The organism is Flavobacterium hercynium (assembly GCF_002217285.1).
In the GTDB taxonomy this organism is placed as follows: domain Bacteria; phylum Bacteroidota; class Bacteroidia; order Flavobacteriales; family Flavobacteriaceae; genus Flavobacterium; species Flavobacterium hercynium.
In genome coordinates this window covers 185313-202850 of sequence record NZ_MUGW01000008.1, presented here as the reverse complement: position 1 = coordinate 202850, position 17538 = coordinate 185313, and the positions used below count along the sequence as shown (strand labels likewise).

The window sequence follows — 17538 nt, the reverse complement described above, 5'->3', positions numbered from 1 at the left end:
ACTAATATATTATGTTTGCACTAAATTTTAATAATACCCTCATGCATATTTTCTACGGTAAAGTCGCTCTGATAGCTTATTTAAAAACTATCAAAACCGCAAATTCGACCATCGGGTTTGTACCAACAATGGGCGCTTTACACCAAGGGCATCTCGCTTTAATGCAACGATCTCTAAAAGAAAACGACGACACTGTTGTTAGTATTTTCGTCAACCCCACTCAATTTAATAATCCTGAAGATCTGGAAAAATATCCAAGAACTCTGGAAGAGGACGTAAAAAAAATGCGCGTTTTAAGCGACAAAATCATTTTATATGCTCCTTCTGTTGAAGATATTTATGAAGGAAACACGGTTTCTCAAAATTTTGACTTTGACGGACTTGAAAATCAAATGGAAGGTAAATTCAGACCTGGACATTTCAATGGTGTTGGTACGATCGTGAAACGCTTGTTTGAAATCGTTACACCAACCAATGCTTACTTTGGAGAGAAAGATTTTCAGCAATTGCAGATTGTCAAAAAAATGGTTGAAAAAAATGACATTCCTGTGAATGTTGTTGGTTGTCCCATTTATAGAGAAGAAAGTCAATTGGCAATGAGTTCCCGAAATGAGCGTCTAACAGCCGAAGAACGAAAAGAAGCTGCTATCATTTATAAAGTTTTAACAGAGGCAAAAGCTATTTTCCAGACGGGCACTCCTGAGGAAACGATAGAATTTGTAGAAAATTCTTTCAAAGACAACAAGATGTTTGAACTAGAATATTTTGTTATTGCTGACGAATCAACATTATTACCTATCGATCTTAAAAGTAAAGACAAAAATTACCGTGCATTTATAGCGGTATTTGTTAATTCTATAAGGTTGATTGACACCATTTCATTAAATTAAATTACCTTTGCAAAATGCAAATTCAAGTTATAAAATCAAAAATTCATCGTGTAAAAGTAACTGGTGCTGATTTAAATTATATTGGCAGTATTACTATCGACGAAACATTACTGGAGGCTTCAAATATTATTGAAGGCGAGAAAGTATCTATTGTAAATATTAATAATGGCGAACGCTTTGAAACTTACGCGATTAAAGGAGAAAAAAATTCAGGTGAAATTACACTGAATGGTCCTGCAGCCAGAAAAGTTCAGAAAGACGATATTATTATCATTATTTCTTATGCAACCCTGGAATTCGAAGAGGCAAAAACCTTCAAACCATGGATCATTTTTCCTAATGAAAATGATAATTCGCTGACTTAAACTTTTTTTACACTTTCTTTCTCTCGATTTGTCAAATCTATTTTGTCAAAGAAGCTTGCTTTTGCCTGAAACAAAATAAATTTCAAGCAAGACCTTTATTCTTACTTTTTAAAATTACTAAATAATAAAAACGTAAATAAAGTGTTATATTGCTACATTATTTCAATACTTGATATTCACTGAAATGAACCAAATCATGAAAAAAGTTTACTTATTACTTACTTTAATCTCAGTAACTGCTTTCGCACAAAAGAGATTCGACAACATTAAATCTGTAAAACTTGGAGAAGAGCGCAGAATAACCATCGGACTTCCTGAATCTTACGAAGCAAATCCAGAAAAAAAATATCCTGTTTTATACCTTTTAGATGGTGATTATTTATTTGATCCTTTCTCGGGAGCTGTTAGTTATGGTTCTTACTGGGGTGATTTGCCGGAAATGATTATTATTGGTATTCATCAAAACAAAGATCAGGAACGTTATGACGATAGTACTATTGATGAAATAAATGGTCTTCCTTTTGAAAAAGGTGCAGATTTTTTTGAATTCATTGGGGCAGAATTAATTCCGCATATCGAAAAAAAATACCGTACCTCTCCTTTCAGAATTATTGCAGGTCATGACATTACAGCAAGTTTTATTAATTTCTTTTTGTACAAAGAGAAACCTTTATTCAACGGTTACATTTGCTTAAGCCCTGAACTTGCACCTAAAATGGAAGTTCGTGTTCCTGAAAAATTTGCTAAAGTAACAGAACCTTTCTTCTATTACCTTTCTGTAGCAGATGGTGACATCAAAAAAATCAAAGAACCAATCGAAAAACTAAACAGCAATATTAAACTTGCTAACAATCCTTTAGTCAATTATAAATTTGATGTTTTCAAAAACACAACTCACTATACTGAAGTTTTACCTTCTATTCCAAATGCCTTATACCAAATTTTTGAAGTATACCGCCCTATAAATTCAGCAGAATTTAATGATAAAATTGCCATACTTGAAAGCGGTTATGCTGATTACTTAGAAAACAAGTACAATACTATGTCTAAAGTTTTGGGTGTACAAATTCCGGTTAGAATGACTGATTTTAAAGTAATTGAGAATCTTATCCTAAAGAAAAACGCCTATGATGAATTAGGTAAAATGGCTGAAATTGGAAATGTACATTATCCAAAATCGATGTTGGGTGAATATGAATTGGGATTAATGCTTGAAAAAATGGGCGATCCTAAAAGAGCTTCAAAAAAATACCAGAATGCTTCGCAAATGGAGCCAATTGGCGATTTGAACAAGGATTTGATGTATGACAAGATTGATGAAATGAATACGCTTGCAAAAAAAACCAAATAATGTCAAAAGTTAAAACTTCTTTTTTTTGTCAAAATTGCGGAACTCAATATGCTAAATGGCAAGGACAATGCAATGCTTGCAAAGAATGGAATACTATTGCTGAAGAAATTATTCAGAAGCAGGAGAAAGTAGCCTGGAAGAGCGAACCTACTCCAACAAACAAAGCACCACGTCCGTTAAAAATTAACGAGATCGATTCGGCACAAGAAGTAAGGATGAACACCACCGACGGAGAACTAAATCGAGTTCTTGGCGGTGGATTGGTTCCCGGATCTTTAACACTTTTAGGGGGTGAACCGGGAATTGGAAAAAGTACGCTTTTGCTGCAAATCTCTTTAAAGTTACCTTATAAAACACTTTATGTTTCCGGCGAAGAAAGTCAGAAACAAATAAAGATGCGCGCTGAACGTATCACTCCAAATAGCGACAATTGTTATATTTTGACGGAAACTAAAACGCAAAATATATTCAAACAAATCGAAGCTATGCAACCTGAAATTGTCATTATTGACTCTATTCAGACTTTGCATACAGATTATATCGAATCAACTGCGGGAAGTATTTCTCAGATTAGAGAAACTACCGCTGAACTTATCAAATTTGCTAAAGAAACTAATATTCCGGTTATTCTAATTGGACATATCACCAAAGATGGAAACATTGCGGGACCAAAAATTCTGGAGCACATGGTTGATACCGTTTTACAGTTTGAAGGCGACCGAAACCATGTATACCGAATTTTGCGCTCTCTTAAAAACCGTTTTGGTTCTACTGCTGAATTAGGAATTTACGAAATGCTGGGAAGCGGTTTACGAGAAGTTTCTAATCCGTCAGAAATATTGATTTCCCACAAAGACGAAGAAATGTCTGGAACTGCAATTGCCACAACCATGGAAGGCATGCGACCGTTGATGATCGAAATACAATCGCTGGTGAGTACAGCCGTTTACGGAACACCTCAGCGAAGCACTACGGGATATAATGCTAAAAGGCTAAACATGATTTTGGCGGTTTTAGAAAAAAGAGCCGGATTTCGTTTAGGTGCAAAAGATGTTTTTCTAAACGTAACAGGTGGAATTTCTGTTGATGATCCTGCCATTGACCTTGCTGTTGTTGCTGCAATTTTATCGTCTAACGAGGATATTCCGGTAACCAAAGGTTTTTGTTTTGCCGGTGAAGTAGGTTTGTCTGGAGAAATTCGTCCGGTGAATCGTGTAGATCAACGTATACAAGAGGCTGAAAAACTGGGCTTCAACACGATCTTTGTATCTAAATACAACAAAATTGCATTAAAAAATACAGGAATAAAAATTGAACTTGTAACTAAAATTGAGGATGTAGCAAGCATTCTTTTTGGTTAATCTTTTTTCAAAACTACCTTATGAAATTTCCGAAACAAAAAATATATAAAGCACTCTTAATATTCATTTTGATATTAGTAGTGCTTTTTTTGGGCTTTTACTTTTTTCGTGATGCGCTTCTAAAAAAAGCAATTGCGAAAGTAACCACTAAAATGGATACCGAATACAACAGTACTTTTTCTGTAAAAACGGCTTCGTTTGAAGGTTTATCAGGTATAAAATTAACCGATGTTATTCTGGTTCCTAAAAATGCAGATACACTTTGCAACATCAAAAAAATAGAAACCAGCGTTAACTTATCAAGTTTGTTAGTTGGAGATGTTCAACTTGGAACTTTAAAAATCAACAATGGCTACATTCAATTTGTAAAAAAAGGAAAAGTACGCAATTTTGATGCTTTTCTAAAAAAGGATAAAACAGATAAGGATAATAATGAAAAGCGAAAATATGCCACATTTGCTTATCGTATTATTTCAAAGCTATTGAATCTGGTTCCTACTGACATGAAATTAGAGAATCTTAATTTCAAGATTGATGATAATGGCAAAAAAGCGACTGTAGCGGTAAATAAGCTCGTTTTAAACAACAAACAGCTCGAAACAAACCTTCATGTTCAAGCAAACAATTTTGACCAACGTTGGAACATAAAAGGTTTTGCTGATCCGAGAAATAAAAAAGCAGATATTCGATTTTTTAATCTCGATACAGGAGCAATCAAAGTTCCGTATCTGGATGAACGTTATAATTTGAAAGCAAGTTTTGATTCTATTCGTTTAAACGTAGCCAATATTGAAAAAGACGGAAGTGAATTGCACATCGACGGCTATACTTCTATCGCCAACTTGACATTAAATCATCCTAAAATTGCAAGTAAGGATGTTGTCATCAAAAGTGCACGTTTCGATTACCGCTTTTTATTAGGCGACGACTTCATTTCAATTGACAGCACATCTTCAATGCAGTTGAACAAAACAAAAGTTAAACCTTATGTTTCCTACAATACAGAATCTGATACTATTTATACACTGAAAGTTGAAATTCCTAAAATGCAGGCTCAGGATTTTATTGTTTCATTACCAGACGGTTTGTTTACCCATTTTCAGGGAATGGAAGCTACAGGAAGTTTTAATTATAGTCTTGATTTCAAATTCAACAAAAACAAACCCAATACTTTAGTCTTTGACAGTAAACTGAACAAGGAAAATCTAAAAATCACCAAATACGGTGAAGCAAATCTTAACAAGTTAAATGGCGAATTTGTTTACCGCGCTATTATTCAGAATGTAATGCAGAGACCTGTTTTGGTTGGCAATGCAAATTCGAATTATACGCCTTTAGATCAGATATCGCCTTATTTAAGAAAATCTGTTCTTACGACAGAAGATCCTTCTTTCTTTTCGCACCGCGGATTTATTAATGAAGCCTTCAAGCAATCGATCTTAAAAAACATTAAAACCAAAAAGTTCTCCCGTGGAGCAAGTACCATTAGTATGCAATTGATTAAGAATGTTTTTCTGACCCGAGAAAAAACCTTATCACGTAAACTTGAAGAAATCTTACTGGTTTACATTCTTGAAAACAATCGTGTGGTAAGCAAAGAAAGAATGCTGGAAGTTTATTTCAACATTATCGAATGGGGACCAAATGTATACGGAATTGGCGAAGCAAGTCATTTTTACTTCCAGAAAAGTCCATCTACATTATCGCTTGACGAATGTTTGTTCCTGGCAACTATAATTCCGAAACCACGAAAGTTCATGTATCAATTTAACGATCAGGGAAATTTAAAGGATTATGCTATAAAAAACCAAAAATTCCTAAGCAATTTAATGTTGCGACGTGGTGTTCTGATTTCTGAAGATACAATTAATCAATTGCCTGTTTATATTTCCGGAAATGCTCGTTCGTTATTACGAATTAAAGCACCGGATTCTACTGCAATAAAGCTTGATTCACTCGCTATTGAAGGTGAATTTGATTTATAAGATTCCGGATTGTCACGCAAAGTCGCAAAGTCGCAAAGTTTTTATTATACCTGACGCAAAGAATGAAATTGATCTTTGTGGATAAACTTGTGTGATTTACTTTGTCTATTCGCTATCTCTTCCTACTCTGTCAAAAATGACAAAAACTTTGCGCCTTAGCGTCTTTGCGTGAATAAACAAATTACTTAAAATTTCTTAAAAACTCCTCTTTATAAGTAAGAGAAACTTCAATTTCTAATCCGTCATTCAAAGTTACCAATCAGAAAAATCTAAAGGATTATGCTATAAAAAACCAAAAATTCCTAAACAGTTTAATGTTATGACGCGGGCGTTCTGATTTCTGAAGATACAATTAATCAATTGCCTGTTTATATTTCCGGAAATACTCGTTCGTTATTGCGAATGAAAGCACCGGATTCAACGGCTGTTCGTGCTGATTCTTTGGCTATTGGTGATGAATTTGATTTATAAGGTTCCGGATTGTCACGCAAAGACGCAAAGGCNNCTTTGCGTCTTTGCGTGAAAAAACAAATTACTTAAAATTCCTCAGGAACTCCTCTTTATAAGTAGGTGAAACTTCAATTTCTGCACCATCGTTCAAAGTTACAATACCGCCTTTATTGTATGATTTAACGCAATTCACATTGATAATATGTGATTTATGAACACGGATAAATGGCAAAGGTAGGATCTCTGAGAAATGTTTCAAAAACCTGCAAACCATTTTTTTACTTCCGTCATTCAAATACAAGTCTGTAAAATTTCCGTTGCCACGCAAACGCACGATTTCTTCCATTTTTACGACTTCAAAACCTTCCAGTGTTGGCAAAATAACTTGTTGCTTTTCTGGTTTTGATTCGCGAAAATTCTCTACAATGATTTTGTTTCGATTGAACAGCTCATGATTCATAATTTGATGGTGTACTTTATTTACCGCAACAATCAATTCTTCGATACTGATCGGTTTCAGCAGATAATACGCCGCGCTCTGATTCAATGCTTTTAGAGAATACTCCGAAAAAGCAGTTACAAAAATGGTTTCGAATTGTAAATCTTTACACGCTTCGAGAACATCAAAAGCGTTTCCAAAAGGCATTTCTACATCCAGAAAAACCAATTGCGGCTGTATTTCGTGCAACAACGGAACGGCTTCTTTTATATGCTGTGCCTCACCTACGACTTCGATCTGCGGACAATACTTGCTTAGATAATTTTTGAGTACTTCGCGTGCCGCCAATTCATCTTCGACAATTACACTTCTTATTTTTTGAAAACTCATCATAATTTGTCAATTAATGGAAAAACAATTTCGACAATTGTTCCGGATTCAGGCAATTCTTTTTCCTTAATGCTAAAAGAAATATTCTTTTTGTATAACTCGTTCAGTAATCCAATGCGTTCCTTTGTATTATTCAATCCTCGCGATTCATGTGCTTTCTGATTACTTGTTTTGAGTTCCTGACTTTTAACCAACCCAATTCCGTTATCTTCGATGATGACATGAACTTTTTGCTTTATAAAATTAAACTTCAAATGTAAAAAACCCTTTTTATCCAGATAACGAAGTCCGTGCCAGATTGCATTTTCTAAATGAGGCTGAATAATCATATTCGGAATAAAAACACTTTCGGCATCGAGCTGCTCATCAACCGTAATTTTAAAATCGAATTTATCCGCAAAACGTAAATGTTCGAGATCAAGATATTTCTTTAATTGTCCCACTTCCTTATCCAGCAAAATGAAATCTTTATTAGAATTTTCCATCATATTACGCATCAAATTCGAATAGGAAGTCAGGTATTTATTGGCTTCGAGTTCTTTGTTTTCTGCAATAAACTGATTGACGCTATTTAGGCTATTAAATATAAAATGCGGATTCATTTCTCGACGTAACGATTGCAAAGCGATTTCCTTATTTTTTGTTTTGATCGCATACAAAGCCTTTACTATAAAGAGAAACAATAGCAAGAGCAGTGCAACAGATCCTAAAAGAAAGTAATTGAAGGTATTTGTTTTGGTAATCAATTCGTCTTTTAAACCTTTTTCTTTTTCCAATTGGCGAATTTTACCTTCCGTAATCTCAAATGTTTTGGCGTTAATCAAAGTAGTATCGGACTTAATCAACTGATCGAGATTTTTAAAAAACGATTCATAAAGCTTCATACTTTCCTTGTCATTTCCAGCTGCTTTGTAATAATTCACCAATGCTGCGAGGCTGTTTTTCGCTTCCGCGGAATTTCCCTTTTTAGATGCCAGTTCATAAGCTTCTTTTAATGATACTAACGCCTTTTGCGGTTCTTCCTTTTTTAAATAAAGTGATGCTAACGATTGCAGCTGTTTGATTTGTGTATTGAAATCTTGTTTGGTTTTGGCTTCCGCCAATAATTTTTCGTTGATCCCAATTGCTTCTTCAAACTGATTGTCAGAAGCATACACATTGGCAATCTCGTTTTTAATTTTAATCACCGCTTCCGGTTTATTCTTTGCATAAACGAGTGCTTCTTTATAACTTTCTAATGCTACTGCTTTATCTTTCTGTTGCAATGAATTTTCGGCTTTCTGAACATACGCATCAGCTACTTCTTCTGATTTTTTCTCTTTTTTAAGCAACTCGATATTCGATTCCACGTATACCGCCTGCGCTACGGGAGCTGCTTGTGTTCTCAAACGCTTGGCATCATTTAGATTTATTTTTTCTTCGCTTTCATCTTTAGAAAAAGAACCTGCTGCTTCATAATTTTTAATGGCTGAGCCAAAGTTCTTTTGATTCTCCTGAACCTTTGCGAGACTTCTGGTCACACGCGTTTTATCTTCAGCTAATTTAAGTTTGGTAAAACCAGCTAATGCTTTCTTAAAGTATTCTTCCGCTTTCGCATTGTCACCTTTATTTAAAAACTCAACAGCAACTCGTTCATAATCGCGTGCAATTTGTCCTTCGTCATTTTTATCTAACGATACTTCCAGACTTTTGGTCGCGCTTCTCATCTTTGAGGCCGGTGCTGATTTTTTTCTGACAATGGTATCCTGTCCCATTACATTCAAAGAGGAGAAGAACAGCATTGTGACAAAAACGGATATTGATAGTAATCGATTCATAATTATGCATTTTAAATCACCAAATTCTAAAAGTCCATTACACTACTTTTCGATCTTAGCAACTCAGATTTTAAGCAACTTAGAACCTCAAAAATTAATACTGTAAAGTAAAGTATTTTATATCCTGTTTACAACTTGTTTCACCAAGTGAAAACCGCGTTTCACCCTTTCTGCAAAAAACGAACACTTTTAGTTTATAAGTTTGATCTGTAATTCAACAATTAAAAATCAGAAACTATGAAATCAAATATCTTTATCTCGACCATTTTTGCAACTACCATTTCATTAATAAGCTGCAATTCTTCTAACGCAAAATCAGTTGACAATCCTCCTGTTGAAAAAACAACAGCGGCTGAAACTACCAAAATACAGGTTGCATTATTACTAGATACCTCTGGAAGTATGGACGGTTTAATCGATCAGGCAAAATCACGCCTTTGGAATATTGTAAACACATTGACAACTTTAAAATATGACGGAAAAACTCCGGATATCGAAATTGCTCTTTACGAATACGGCAATGACGGATTATCTCAAAAATCGAACTACATCAGACAAGTTGCACCGCTTTCTACTGATTTAGATTTGATTTCAGAAAAACTTTTCGCGCTAAAAACTAATGGTGGAAATGAATATTGCGGAGCTGTTATTCAGGATGCAACCAAACAATTAAAATGGGCAAAAGACAACAACAATATGAAACTCATTTATATTGCCGGAAACGAAGAATTTAATCAAGGCGGAATTAATTACAAAGAAGCAATTAGTGATGCTTTAAAAAATGATATTTATGTGAATACTATATATTGTGGCGATAGAACGGAAGGCATCAATATTTTGTGGAAAGACGGTGCTGATTACGGAAAAGGGAAATACTTTAATATTGATTCTAACGAAAGTATCCGCTATATCGCCACTCCTTATGATGAAGAAATTACAAAATGTAATGAAAAAATCAACAAAACGTATATTGGCTATGGAGCAAAAGGTTCTGCTAAAAAGATGAATCAGGAAACGCAGGATAAAAATGCGCAACGTGTTTCTGCTGCAAATTATGCCGAACGTGCTGTAAGCAAATCAAAAGCGGTTTACAAAAACGAAAGCTGGGACTTAGTTGACAAAGTAAAAGATGATGCCGGAGCAATATCAAAAATCAAAAAAGAAGAATTACCAGCAGAGCTTCAGGGTAAATCTGAATCGGAACTAAAAACAATTGTTGCAGAAAAGACAAAGGAAAGAGCAACAATCCAGAAAGAAATTGGAACGTTAGCTAAAAAACGTCAGGACTATATTGATGCGGAATCTAAAAAATCTAAAAAACAAGATGATCTTGGAAATGCTATAAATACATCTATTGTAGCCTTTGCAAAAGTAAAAGGATATACTGTTGAAAAATAATACGATGAACAACCGTATATTTATACCTATCAATTTATATCTTACACCAACTTTAACCGAAATATTATGTATAAAAACATACTAACATTGTCCTTTCTTTTCGTTGCTGTAATTGGATTTGCTCAAAAACCAATCTTCACAACCGCAAAAGTAAAAGCTGCAACCGTTTATTTTAATGCTGCAGAAATTTCTCAAACTGCTTCTGTCACACTACCATCCGGAACCAGTGAAATTGTAATCAAAAATGTTGCGGTAGACGTGAATGAAAATTCGGTGCAAATTGGTACACCGGCAAACGTCACAGTACTTTCTGTTCAGTTTACTAATAATTACATTTCAGAATATGAAATAGACAGCAAATCGCCTGTTATCAAAAGAGTTCATGATAGTATTACTTTAGTTAAGAAAGAAATTCTGAAAGTAAATAATACAATTAATTCTGAATCGAAAACAATTCAGCTTTTAGATAAAAACATGCAAATCTCTGGCGTAAACTCGGGTTTGAATGTAACTGAACTTATAAAAATGGTTGATTACTATAAAAACAAGCAAATTGAAATTGCAAACAACATAGACAATCTGAAAACGAAACAGCAAAAGCTGAATGAAACACTGGTAAAACTGCAAAACAAACTTGAAGTTGATACAAGCAAAGAAGAAAAAACATCTTCCGGAAAGTTAATCGTTCAGGTTATGACGAATGCGCCCGGAATTATTCCACTGGAAATTTCATACTTATCGTATAATGCTACCTGGACTCCTTTTTATGACTTACGCTCTGAAAGTGTTACCGCACCAATCAATATGATGTATAAAGCACAAGTGGTTCAGAACACAGGAATTGACTGGAAGAAAGTAAAACTGACTTTATCTAGCGGTTTTCCAAACCAAAATAATCAGGCTCCAATATTAACTTCTTGGTTTTTAAGAGAAAACATTACTCAGAGAAGCCCTGGATATGGACAGAAAAGAAAAATGGCACCAATTCAAAATTTAGCAGAAGAGGTGCTTTATGAAAAAGAAATATCAGGCGCAATGCCATCTCCTGTTGTCGTAATGGCAGAATCATCTGTATCTAATTATACCACTGTTGAAGAAAATCAGTTAAATGTTTCTTTTGATATTGATATTCCGTATGACATTTTATCAAATGGAAAAGTGCACAGTGTATCTTTAAAAGAGATAAAACTACCGGCATCGTATAAATATTATGCGGTTCCTAAAGTAGAAAACGAAGCTTTCTTACTTGCCGAAATTGCAGATTACAGCAAATACAATTTACTACGAGGCGAAGCTAATATTATTTTTGAAGGAATGTATGTTGGAAAAACGTTCATCGAACCAAATGAAACCAGCGATACGCTTAATTTAAGTATGGGACGCGATAAAAAAGTATCTATTAAACGTGAAAAGGTAGCGGATAAATCGGGAACAAAATTCTTATCGTCTAAAAAAGAACAGACTTTTACCTATGACATTACGGTTCGAAACAATAAAAAAGAAGTGGTTGCCTTATTATTGAAAGATCAATATCCGTTAAGCACCAATAAAGAGGTTGAAGTTGAACTATTACAACACGATAGTGCAAAAGTGACTACTGAAACGGGACTGTTGACATGGCAATTGCAACTAAAACCAAATGAAACGAAAAAAATAAGAATCAGTTACAGGGTTAAATATCCTAAAGATCAGAATTTGAATCTCTAAATTCTTTTAAATAACAAATCCCGATTACTTCAAAAGTTATCGGGATTTTATGTTTTATAAACTGACTTGAAATTAAGGAGCCGGATCTGGAATAATAGCCTGAACTTTGTCTATTTCTGCCAGAATTTCTTTTGAAAGTACAATATCGATTGTTCCGATATTTTCTTTTAATTGCTCCATGGTCGTTGCACCAATAATTGCACTGGTCAAAAATGGCTGTTGCAACACAAACCCCATTGCAAGCTCTGTAAATGTCAATCCGTGTTTATGTGCAATTTCCTGATAAAGACGCGCCGCTTTTGTACTTTGCTCACTGCTGTAACGTGTGTACTGTGGAAAAAGATTTATTCGCGCATTTGGATGTTTCTCTCCTGTTAAAAATTTCCCTGTCAAAACACCAAAAGCCAAAGGTGAGTAAGCCAATAATCCCACATTTTCATGAAGCGCCACTTCTGCAGAACCTACTTCAAAAAGACGATTCAACAAATTATATGGGTTTTGAATGGTTTTTATTCTTGGCAAATTCTGATATTTACTTTCTTCCAGAAAACGCATCATTCCCCAGGCATTTTCATTGGAAACACCAATATGTTTTATTTTTCCTTCTTTTATCAAAATATCGAATGTTTCCAAAACAGCTCTAAAGTTATCTTCCCAGGCATCGTCCTGAACTTTAAAAGCACGTTGTCCAAAAGTATTGGTTTTTCTTTCCGGCCAATGCATCTGATACAAATCGATGTAATCTGTTTGCAAACGTTTTAAGCTGTTTTCTAAAGCGTATTTAATACTTGCCGGAGAAAAGTCTGCTTTCTCACGCATATAGGTGAAATTAGGATTTGGACCCGCAATTTTACTAGCCAAAACTATTTTTTCGCGATTACCTGATTTTTTAAACCATGTTCCAATGATTTTTTCGGTACTTCCGTAGGTTTCCTGACGAGCCGGAACAGAATACATTTCTGCTGTATCAAAAAAGTTTACTCCTTTTTCAAGTGCATAATCCATTTGAGCATGTCCATCAGCTTCGGTATTTTGCTGTCCAAACGTCATTGTTCCGAGACAGATTGTACTAACTTTTATATCGGTATTGGGTAAAGTTGTGTATTTCATTTTGCTTTGAGTTACTAAGTTGCTGAGAAACTAAGATGCTAAGTTTACAGCCTTGAATTATAAAACTCAAAGGTACAAAGGGAATAAGAAACGTGGAATAATAGAAAAGTTAAAAAAAGAATAAGGTTTTTTTATGAAGGTGCTGAGCTATTAAGATTCTAAGTTGCTAAGTTTTATACCGGCTACAAAAGGTTCATGATAAAACCTTTTAGATACTTTCTTAAAATTTACTCACTATCCCAATCTTGTATTTCTTTCAACAAATCTTCTCTTGAAATTATTCGATTGTATTTCACATCATTTAAACCTTCTTCTATTTTTTTATAATATTCTTCTAAGAGTTTTGAATCAACTTGGGTATCAAAATCTAACTTAATATACTTATCCTCTTCTTTTTTCAAGTCTTTCATTTTACTTTTATTTTAAAAAATATCCTCTATCTCCTTTTACTGCAAGGTTTTGAGAACCGTAAATGAGAAAAAAGGCTCAAAGTAAAAAACTTTGAGCCTTTGTATCTTAGAACTTCAGTCCCTTAGAACCTTAGTTTATGCTATTTAACATATCTGCAATTTCATCTAATCGTGGTGTTAAGATGATTTCGATTCTACGGTTTTTAGCTTTTCCTTCTGCTGTTGTATTACTTGCCAAAGGAGAAAATTCGCTACGTCCTGCTGCAGTCAATTTTTGTTTATTGATTTTAGCATTCTCGCTTAAAATATTTACAATTGCAGTTGCTCTTTTTGTAGATAAATCCCAGTTGTTTGCAATTGGACCTGAACCTGCATAAGGATCATCATCTGTGTGTCCTTCAATAAGAACCGAAAGATCCGGATTATCTCCTAATACTTTTCCTAATTCTACAACCGCTTTTCTACCTTCAGAACCTACAGCCCAGCTTCCTGAATTAAAAAGTAATTTGTTTTCCATAGAAACATATACTTTTCCGTTCTTGTGCTCAACTGTCAAACCTTTACCTTCAAAACCTGTTAAGGCTTTCGATAATGTTTCTTTCAGCTTGCGCATTGCTTCTTCTTTAGCGGCAATCATAGCTTCAAGTTCATTTAATCGGCTTGCTGTTTTATCCAAACGTGCTTGCTCTTCGGCTAATTTTTTCGACTTAGCTTCTAATTGCGCCAGCAAATCACGGTTTTTATTCATGTTGCTTTCTAATGCGTCGTTACTGTTTTTTTCAAGTGCATTGTAGGAGTCCTGAAGAACTTTATACTTTTTTTGCTCTGTTGCTAAATCTGCTTTTTGTTTCGCTAAATCCGCTTTTGTAGCATTTAAATCTTTTGTCAGGTTATCGCGTTCCAGTTCCAGTTGGTTCTTTGCTTTATTTAAATTACTGTTTTCATCAGCAATATTGCGATTCTCTTTTTTAAGATCTGAATACTTTGTTTCCAGATCATTATAAATTTTCTTAGAAACACATGAAGTTGTGGATAACGCTAAAATTAGTAATCCGATGGATGCTTTTTTAATCATAATTTTTATTATTTTATTAATTTGAGGCGTTTATTAACAAACTCTCTCATCAAGAACAATACCAAAATTACTCTATTTCCACCAAAACCGGACAATGGTCTGAGTGTATCGCATCCGGAAGGATAACGGCACGTTTTAATCTGTGCTCCAATGTGTTGCTCACCAAATTATAGTCGATTCTCCATCCTTTGTTGTTTCCTCGGGCTCCCGCGCGGTAACTCCACCATGAGTAGTGATGTGGGTCTTTATTAAAATGACGGAAACTGTCTACAAAACCCGATTTCATAAATCCATCAAGCCAGGCACGTTCAGCTGGTAAAAATCCTGACACTGTTTTGTTACGAACCGGATCGTGAATATCTATGGCTTCATGACAAATGTTGTAATCACCACAAATGATAAGATTTGGAATTGTAATTTTCAGCTCGTTAATATACGTTTGAAAATCATCCATAAACATAAATTTATGATCTAATCTTTCAATATTTGTTCCTGAAGGAAGGTACAAACTCATTACAGAACAGTCGTCAAAATCGGCACGAAGGTTACGTCCTTCGAAATCCATGTGCTGAATTCCGGTTCCAAAAACCACATTATTGGGTTTTATTTTAGATAAAATGGCGACACCGCTATATCCTTTTTTAGTTGCAGGATAATAGTATTGATACGGATAACCTGCATCTGTGATTAGATCAACCGGAACCTGATCCTGCGAAGCTTTTATTTCCTGAAGACAGATGACATCAGGGTTTGCTTGTCGTAACCATTCGATAAATCCTTTAGAAATTGCAGCTCTTATTCCGTTTACATTATAGGAAATTATTTTCATTAAAATTATTTTTTTTAGGATTTCAAATGTAATAAAAAAGTAGAAAGTTTGTGTTTCTAACGACGAAAAGTAGACTTTTTTGTTATCTTTGTTCACTGCTCTAATAAATAAAAATAGTACATGGGTTTAGTTACCGCGAAAGAAGTTGCAAAAGCAATAAATGTTGACAAGTACGGGGTATTGGGTACTTTCTCGGGTTGGATGCTTATGAAGGTTCTCAAAATATCGACCCTTAATAAAATTTACGACCACAATAAACACTTAGAAGACGTTCCATTCTTAAATGGAGTCTTAGACGAATTACAAATTAAATTTGAAATTCCAGAAGAAGATTTAAAACGTTTACCCAAAGATGGCGCGTACATTACGATTTCAAATCATCCACTTGGAGGAATTGATGGAATTTTGTTATTGAAATTAATGCTTGAAAGAGAACCTAATTTCAAGATTATTGCTAATTTTTTATTACACCGAATTGTTCCGTTAAAAAAATACATCATGCCGGTTAATCCTTTTGAGAATCATAGGGATGCTAAATCAAGCGTGGTTGGAATTAAAGAAACCCTTCGTCATTTGAGCGATGGTAAACCTTTGGGTATTTTTCCGGCCGGAGAAGTATCGACTTATAAAGATGGCAAACTGGTTGTTGATAAACCTTGGGAAGAAGGTGCTCTTAAACTAATCAGAAAAGCTAAAGTTCCTGTTATACCTATTTATTTTCATGCAAAAAACAGCCGATTATTCTATTGGCTTTCTAAAATTGATGACACTTTGCGTACGGCAAAATTACCATCGGAATTGCTTACGCAAAAAGATCGTGTGATTAAAGTTCGTATTGGTAAACCGATTTCTGTAAACGAGCAAAACGAAATTGAATCGTTTGAAGAATACTCTGAATTTTTAAGAAAGAAAACCTATATGCTGGCAAATCCTTTTGAAAAGGACAGCAAATTATTGGACACTGCAAGTTTAAAAATTCCGAAAGCGCCTAAAAAAATAGCAACTCCGGCGAACGAATCAAAACTAATTGATGAAGTAAATGCACTTCGCGATGGTGACTGCAGGCTATTGCAAAGTAAAAACTATGAAGTGTTTTTTGCAAGAGCGAAATTTATACCGAATATTTTACATGAAATTGGCCGTTTGCGCGAAATCACTTTCCGTGAAGTAGGTGAAGGAACGAACGAATCTATTGACTTAGATAAATTTGACCAATATTATCACCACATGTTTTTATGGGATGATGAAACTAAAAAAATTGCCGGTGCTTACCGCATGGGATTAGGTTCTGAAATTTATCCTAAATATGGTATTGAAGGTTTCTATTTGAATGATTTATTCCGTTTTGAACCGGAATTGCATGATATGATGCACAAATCAATCGAAATGGGACGTGCTTTTATCATTAAAGAATACCAGCAAAAACCAATGCCTTTGTTTTTACTATGGAAAGGTATTATTCATACTACATTGCGTTATCCTGAGCATAAATTCTTAATGGGTGGTGTGAGTATCAGTAATCAATTTTCGGACTTCTCTAAATCTTTGATGATTGAGTTCATGAAGTCTAATTATTACGATCCGTATATTGCACAATACATCCATCCTAAAAAAGCATACAAAGTAAAACTGAAAGATGCTGACAAGGACTTTATCTTTGATGAAGCGGAATCAGACTTGAATAAATTCGATAAAATTATTGATGAATTAGAACCAGGAAATTTACGTTTGCCTGTTTTAATTAAAAAATACATCAAACAAAATGCACGTGTAGTTGCTTTTAACGTAGATCCTTTGTTCAATAACGCTATAGACGGTTTAATGTACATTAGAATAGCTGATATTCCGGAAAGCACTATGAAGCCGGTAATTGAAGAATTTCAAATAGAACTGGAACGTAAATTAGCTGAGAAAGAAGATTAAATTATCCTTTTGACATAAAATAGAAATCCCATTTGCTA

The 17538-nt window shown here is 34.4% G+C and carries 14 protein-coding genes; 8 read left to right on the top strand and 6 right to left on the bottom strand.

The window, feature by feature from the left end:
* Positions 1-11: 11 nt before the first annotated feature.
* From panC to B0A66_RS03795, 5 genes are all read left to right on the top strand, one after another.
* Positions 12-890: a pantoate--beta-alanine ligase gene (gene panC, locus B0A66_RS03815; RefSeq protein WP_089048523.1), complete on the top strand. Its 879-nt coding sequence runs from the start codon at positions 12-14 to the stop codon at positions 888-890.
* Between the two features lie 14 nt (positions 891-904).
* Positions 905-1255, top strand: a complete 351-nt coding sequence (gene panD, locus B0A66_RS03810; protein WP_026727479.1) for an aspartate 1-decarboxylase — start codon at positions 905-907, stop codon at positions 1253-1255.
* 196 nt (positions 1256-1451) lie between these two features.
* Positions 1452-2606, top strand: a complete 1155-nt coding sequence (locus B0A66_RS03805) for an alpha/beta hydrolase (RefSeq protein ID WP_089048522.1) — start codon at positions 1452-1454, stop codon at positions 2604-2606.
* Positions 2606-3967 carry a DNA repair protein RadA gene (radA, locus tag B0A66_RS03800; protein WP_089048521.1) on the top strand — a complete coding sequence of 454 codons (1362 nt, stop codon included), beginning with the start codon at positions 2606-2608 and terminating at the stop codon, positions 3965-3967. Before B0A66_RS03805 ends, radA begins: the two co-directional genes overlap by 1 nt.
* A gap of 20 nt (positions 3968-3987) precedes the next feature.
* Positions 3988-5952, top strand: coding sequence for a transglycosylase domain-containing protein (locus B0A66_RS03795; protein ID WP_089048520.1), 1965 nt, complete (start codon positions 3988-3990; stop codon positions 5950-5952).
* Between the two features lie 532 nt (positions 5953-6484).
* Here B0A66_RS03795 and B0A66_RS03790 read toward each other — a convergent pair.
* Together B0A66_RS03790 and B0A66_RS03785 are read right to left on the bottom strand one after the other, a co-directional pair.
* Positions 6485-7234 (bottom strand): LytR/AlgR family response regulator transcription factor, encoded by a 750-nt coding sequence (locus B0A66_RS03790; protein ID WP_089048519.1) that lies wholly within the window; start codon positions 7232-7234, stop codon positions 6485-6487.
* The gene (locus B0A66_RS03785) at positions 7231-9048 is read right to left on the bottom strand and encodes a tetratricopeptide repeat-containing sensor histidine kinase (RefSeq protein WP_089048518.1); all 1818 of its coding nucleotides are present in this window, start codon (positions 9046-9048) and stop codon (positions 7231-7233) included. The genes B0A66_RS03790 and B0A66_RS03785 overlap by 4 nt, the downstream gene beginning before the upstream one ends.
* Positions 9049-9285: 237 nt before the next feature.
* Here B0A66_RS03785 and B0A66_RS03780 point away from each other — a divergent pair, with 237 nt between their 5' ends.
* The gene (locus tag B0A66_RS03780; RefSeq protein ID WP_089048517.1) at positions 9286-10446 is read left to right on the top strand and encodes a vWA domain-containing protein; all 1161 of its coding nucleotides are present in this window, start codon (positions 9286-9288) and stop codon (positions 10444-10446) included.
* Positions 10447-10512: 66 nt separating this feature from the next.
* Positions 10513-12153, top strand: a complete 1641-nt coding sequence (locus B0A66_RS03775) for a DUF4139 domain-containing protein (protein ID WP_089048516.1) — start codon at positions 10513-10515, stop codon at positions 12151-12153.
* Between the two features lie 72 nt (positions 12154-12225).
* On the opposite strand, the gene B0A66_RS03770 is transcribed toward B0A66_RS03775, so the two are convergent.
* The 4 genes from B0A66_RS03770 to B0A66_RS03755 form a co-directional block, all read right to left on the bottom strand.
* Positions 12226-13263: an NADP(H)-dependent aldo-keto reductase gene (locus B0A66_RS03770; RefSeq protein ID WP_089048515.1), complete on the bottom strand. Its 1038-nt coding sequence runs from the start codon at positions 13261-13263 to the stop codon at positions 12226-12228.
* A gap of 227 nt (positions 13264-13490) precedes the next feature.
* Entirely contained in the window at positions 13491-13673 is a 183-nt protein-coding gene (locus tag B0A66_RS03765; protein WP_089048514.1) for a hypothetical protein, read from the bottom strand.
* A gap of 130 nt (positions 13674-13803) precedes the next feature.
* Positions 13804-14748, bottom strand: a complete 945-nt coding sequence (locus B0A66_RS03760) for an OmpA/MotB family protein (RefSeq protein WP_089048513.1) — start codon at positions 14746-14748, stop codon at positions 13804-13806.
* Between the two features lie 67 nt (positions 14749-14815).
* Positions 14816-15577, bottom strand: a complete 762-nt coding sequence (locus B0A66_RS03755) for an exodeoxyribonuclease III (RefSeq protein WP_089048512.1) — start codon at positions 15575-15577, stop codon at positions 14816-14818.
* A gap of 120 nt (positions 15578-15697) precedes the next feature.
* Between B0A66_RS03755 and B0A66_RS03750 the strand changes: the two genes are divergently transcribed.
* Positions 15698-17500: a GNAT family N-acyltransferase gene (locus B0A66_RS03750; RefSeq protein ID WP_089048511.1), complete on the top strand. Its 1803-nt coding sequence runs from the start codon at positions 15698-15700 to the stop codon at positions 17498-17500.
* Positions 17501-17538 lie beyond the last annotated feature (38 nt).

Coding starts and splice junctions, on each gene's coding strand:
- B0A66_RS03790 (WP_089048519.1), bottom strand. CDS start 7,234: ATGATGAGTTTTCAAAAAATAAGAAGTGTAATTGTCGAAGATGAATTG.
- B0A66_RS03780 (WP_089048517.1), top strand. CDS start 9,286: ATGAAATCAAATATCTTTATCTCGACCATTTTTGCAACTACCATTTCA.
- radA (WP_089048521.1), top strand. CDS start 2,606: ATGTCAAAAGTTAAAACTTCTTTTTTTTGTCAAAATTGCGGAACTCAA.
- B0A66_RS03785 (WP_089048518.1), bottom strand. CDS start 9,048: ATGAATCGATTACTATCAATATCCGTTTTTGTCACAATGCTGTTCTTC.
- panD (WP_026727479.1), top strand. CDS start 905: ATGCAAATTCAAGTTATAAAATCAAAAATTCATCGTGTAAAAGTAACT.
- B0A66_RS03765 (WP_089048514.1), bottom strand. CDS start 13,673: ATGAAAGACTTGAAAAAAGAAGAGGATAAGTATATTAAGTTAGATTTT.
- B0A66_RS03770 (WP_089048515.1), bottom strand. CDS start 13,263: ATGAAATACACAACTTTACCCAATACCGATATAAAAGTTAGTACAATC.
- B0A66_RS03805 (WP_089048522.1), top strand. CDS start 1,452: ATGAAAAAAGTTTACTTATTACTTACTTTAATCTCAGTAACTGCTTTC.
- B0A66_RS03795 (WP_089048520.1), top strand. CDS start 3,988: ATGAAATTTCCGAAACAAAAAATATATAAAGCACTCTTAATATTCATT.
- panC (WP_089048523.1), top strand. CDS start 12: ATGTTTGCACTAAATTTTAATAATACCCTCATGCATATTTTCTACGGT.
- B0A66_RS03760 (WP_089048513.1), bottom strand. CDS start 14,748: ATGATTAAAAAAGCATCCATCGGATTACTAATTTTAGCGTTATCCACA.
- B0A66_RS03750 (WP_089048511.1), top strand. CDS start 15,698: ATGGGTTTAGTTACCGCGAAAGAAGTTGCAAAAGCAATAAATGTTGAC.
- B0A66_RS03775 (WP_089048516.1), top strand. CDS start 10,513: ATGTATAAAAACATACTAACATTGTCCTTTCTTTTCGTTGCTGTAATT.
- B0A66_RS03755 (WP_089048512.1), bottom strand. CDS start 15,577: ATGAAAATAATTTCCTATAATGTAAACGGAATAAGAGCTGCAATTTCT.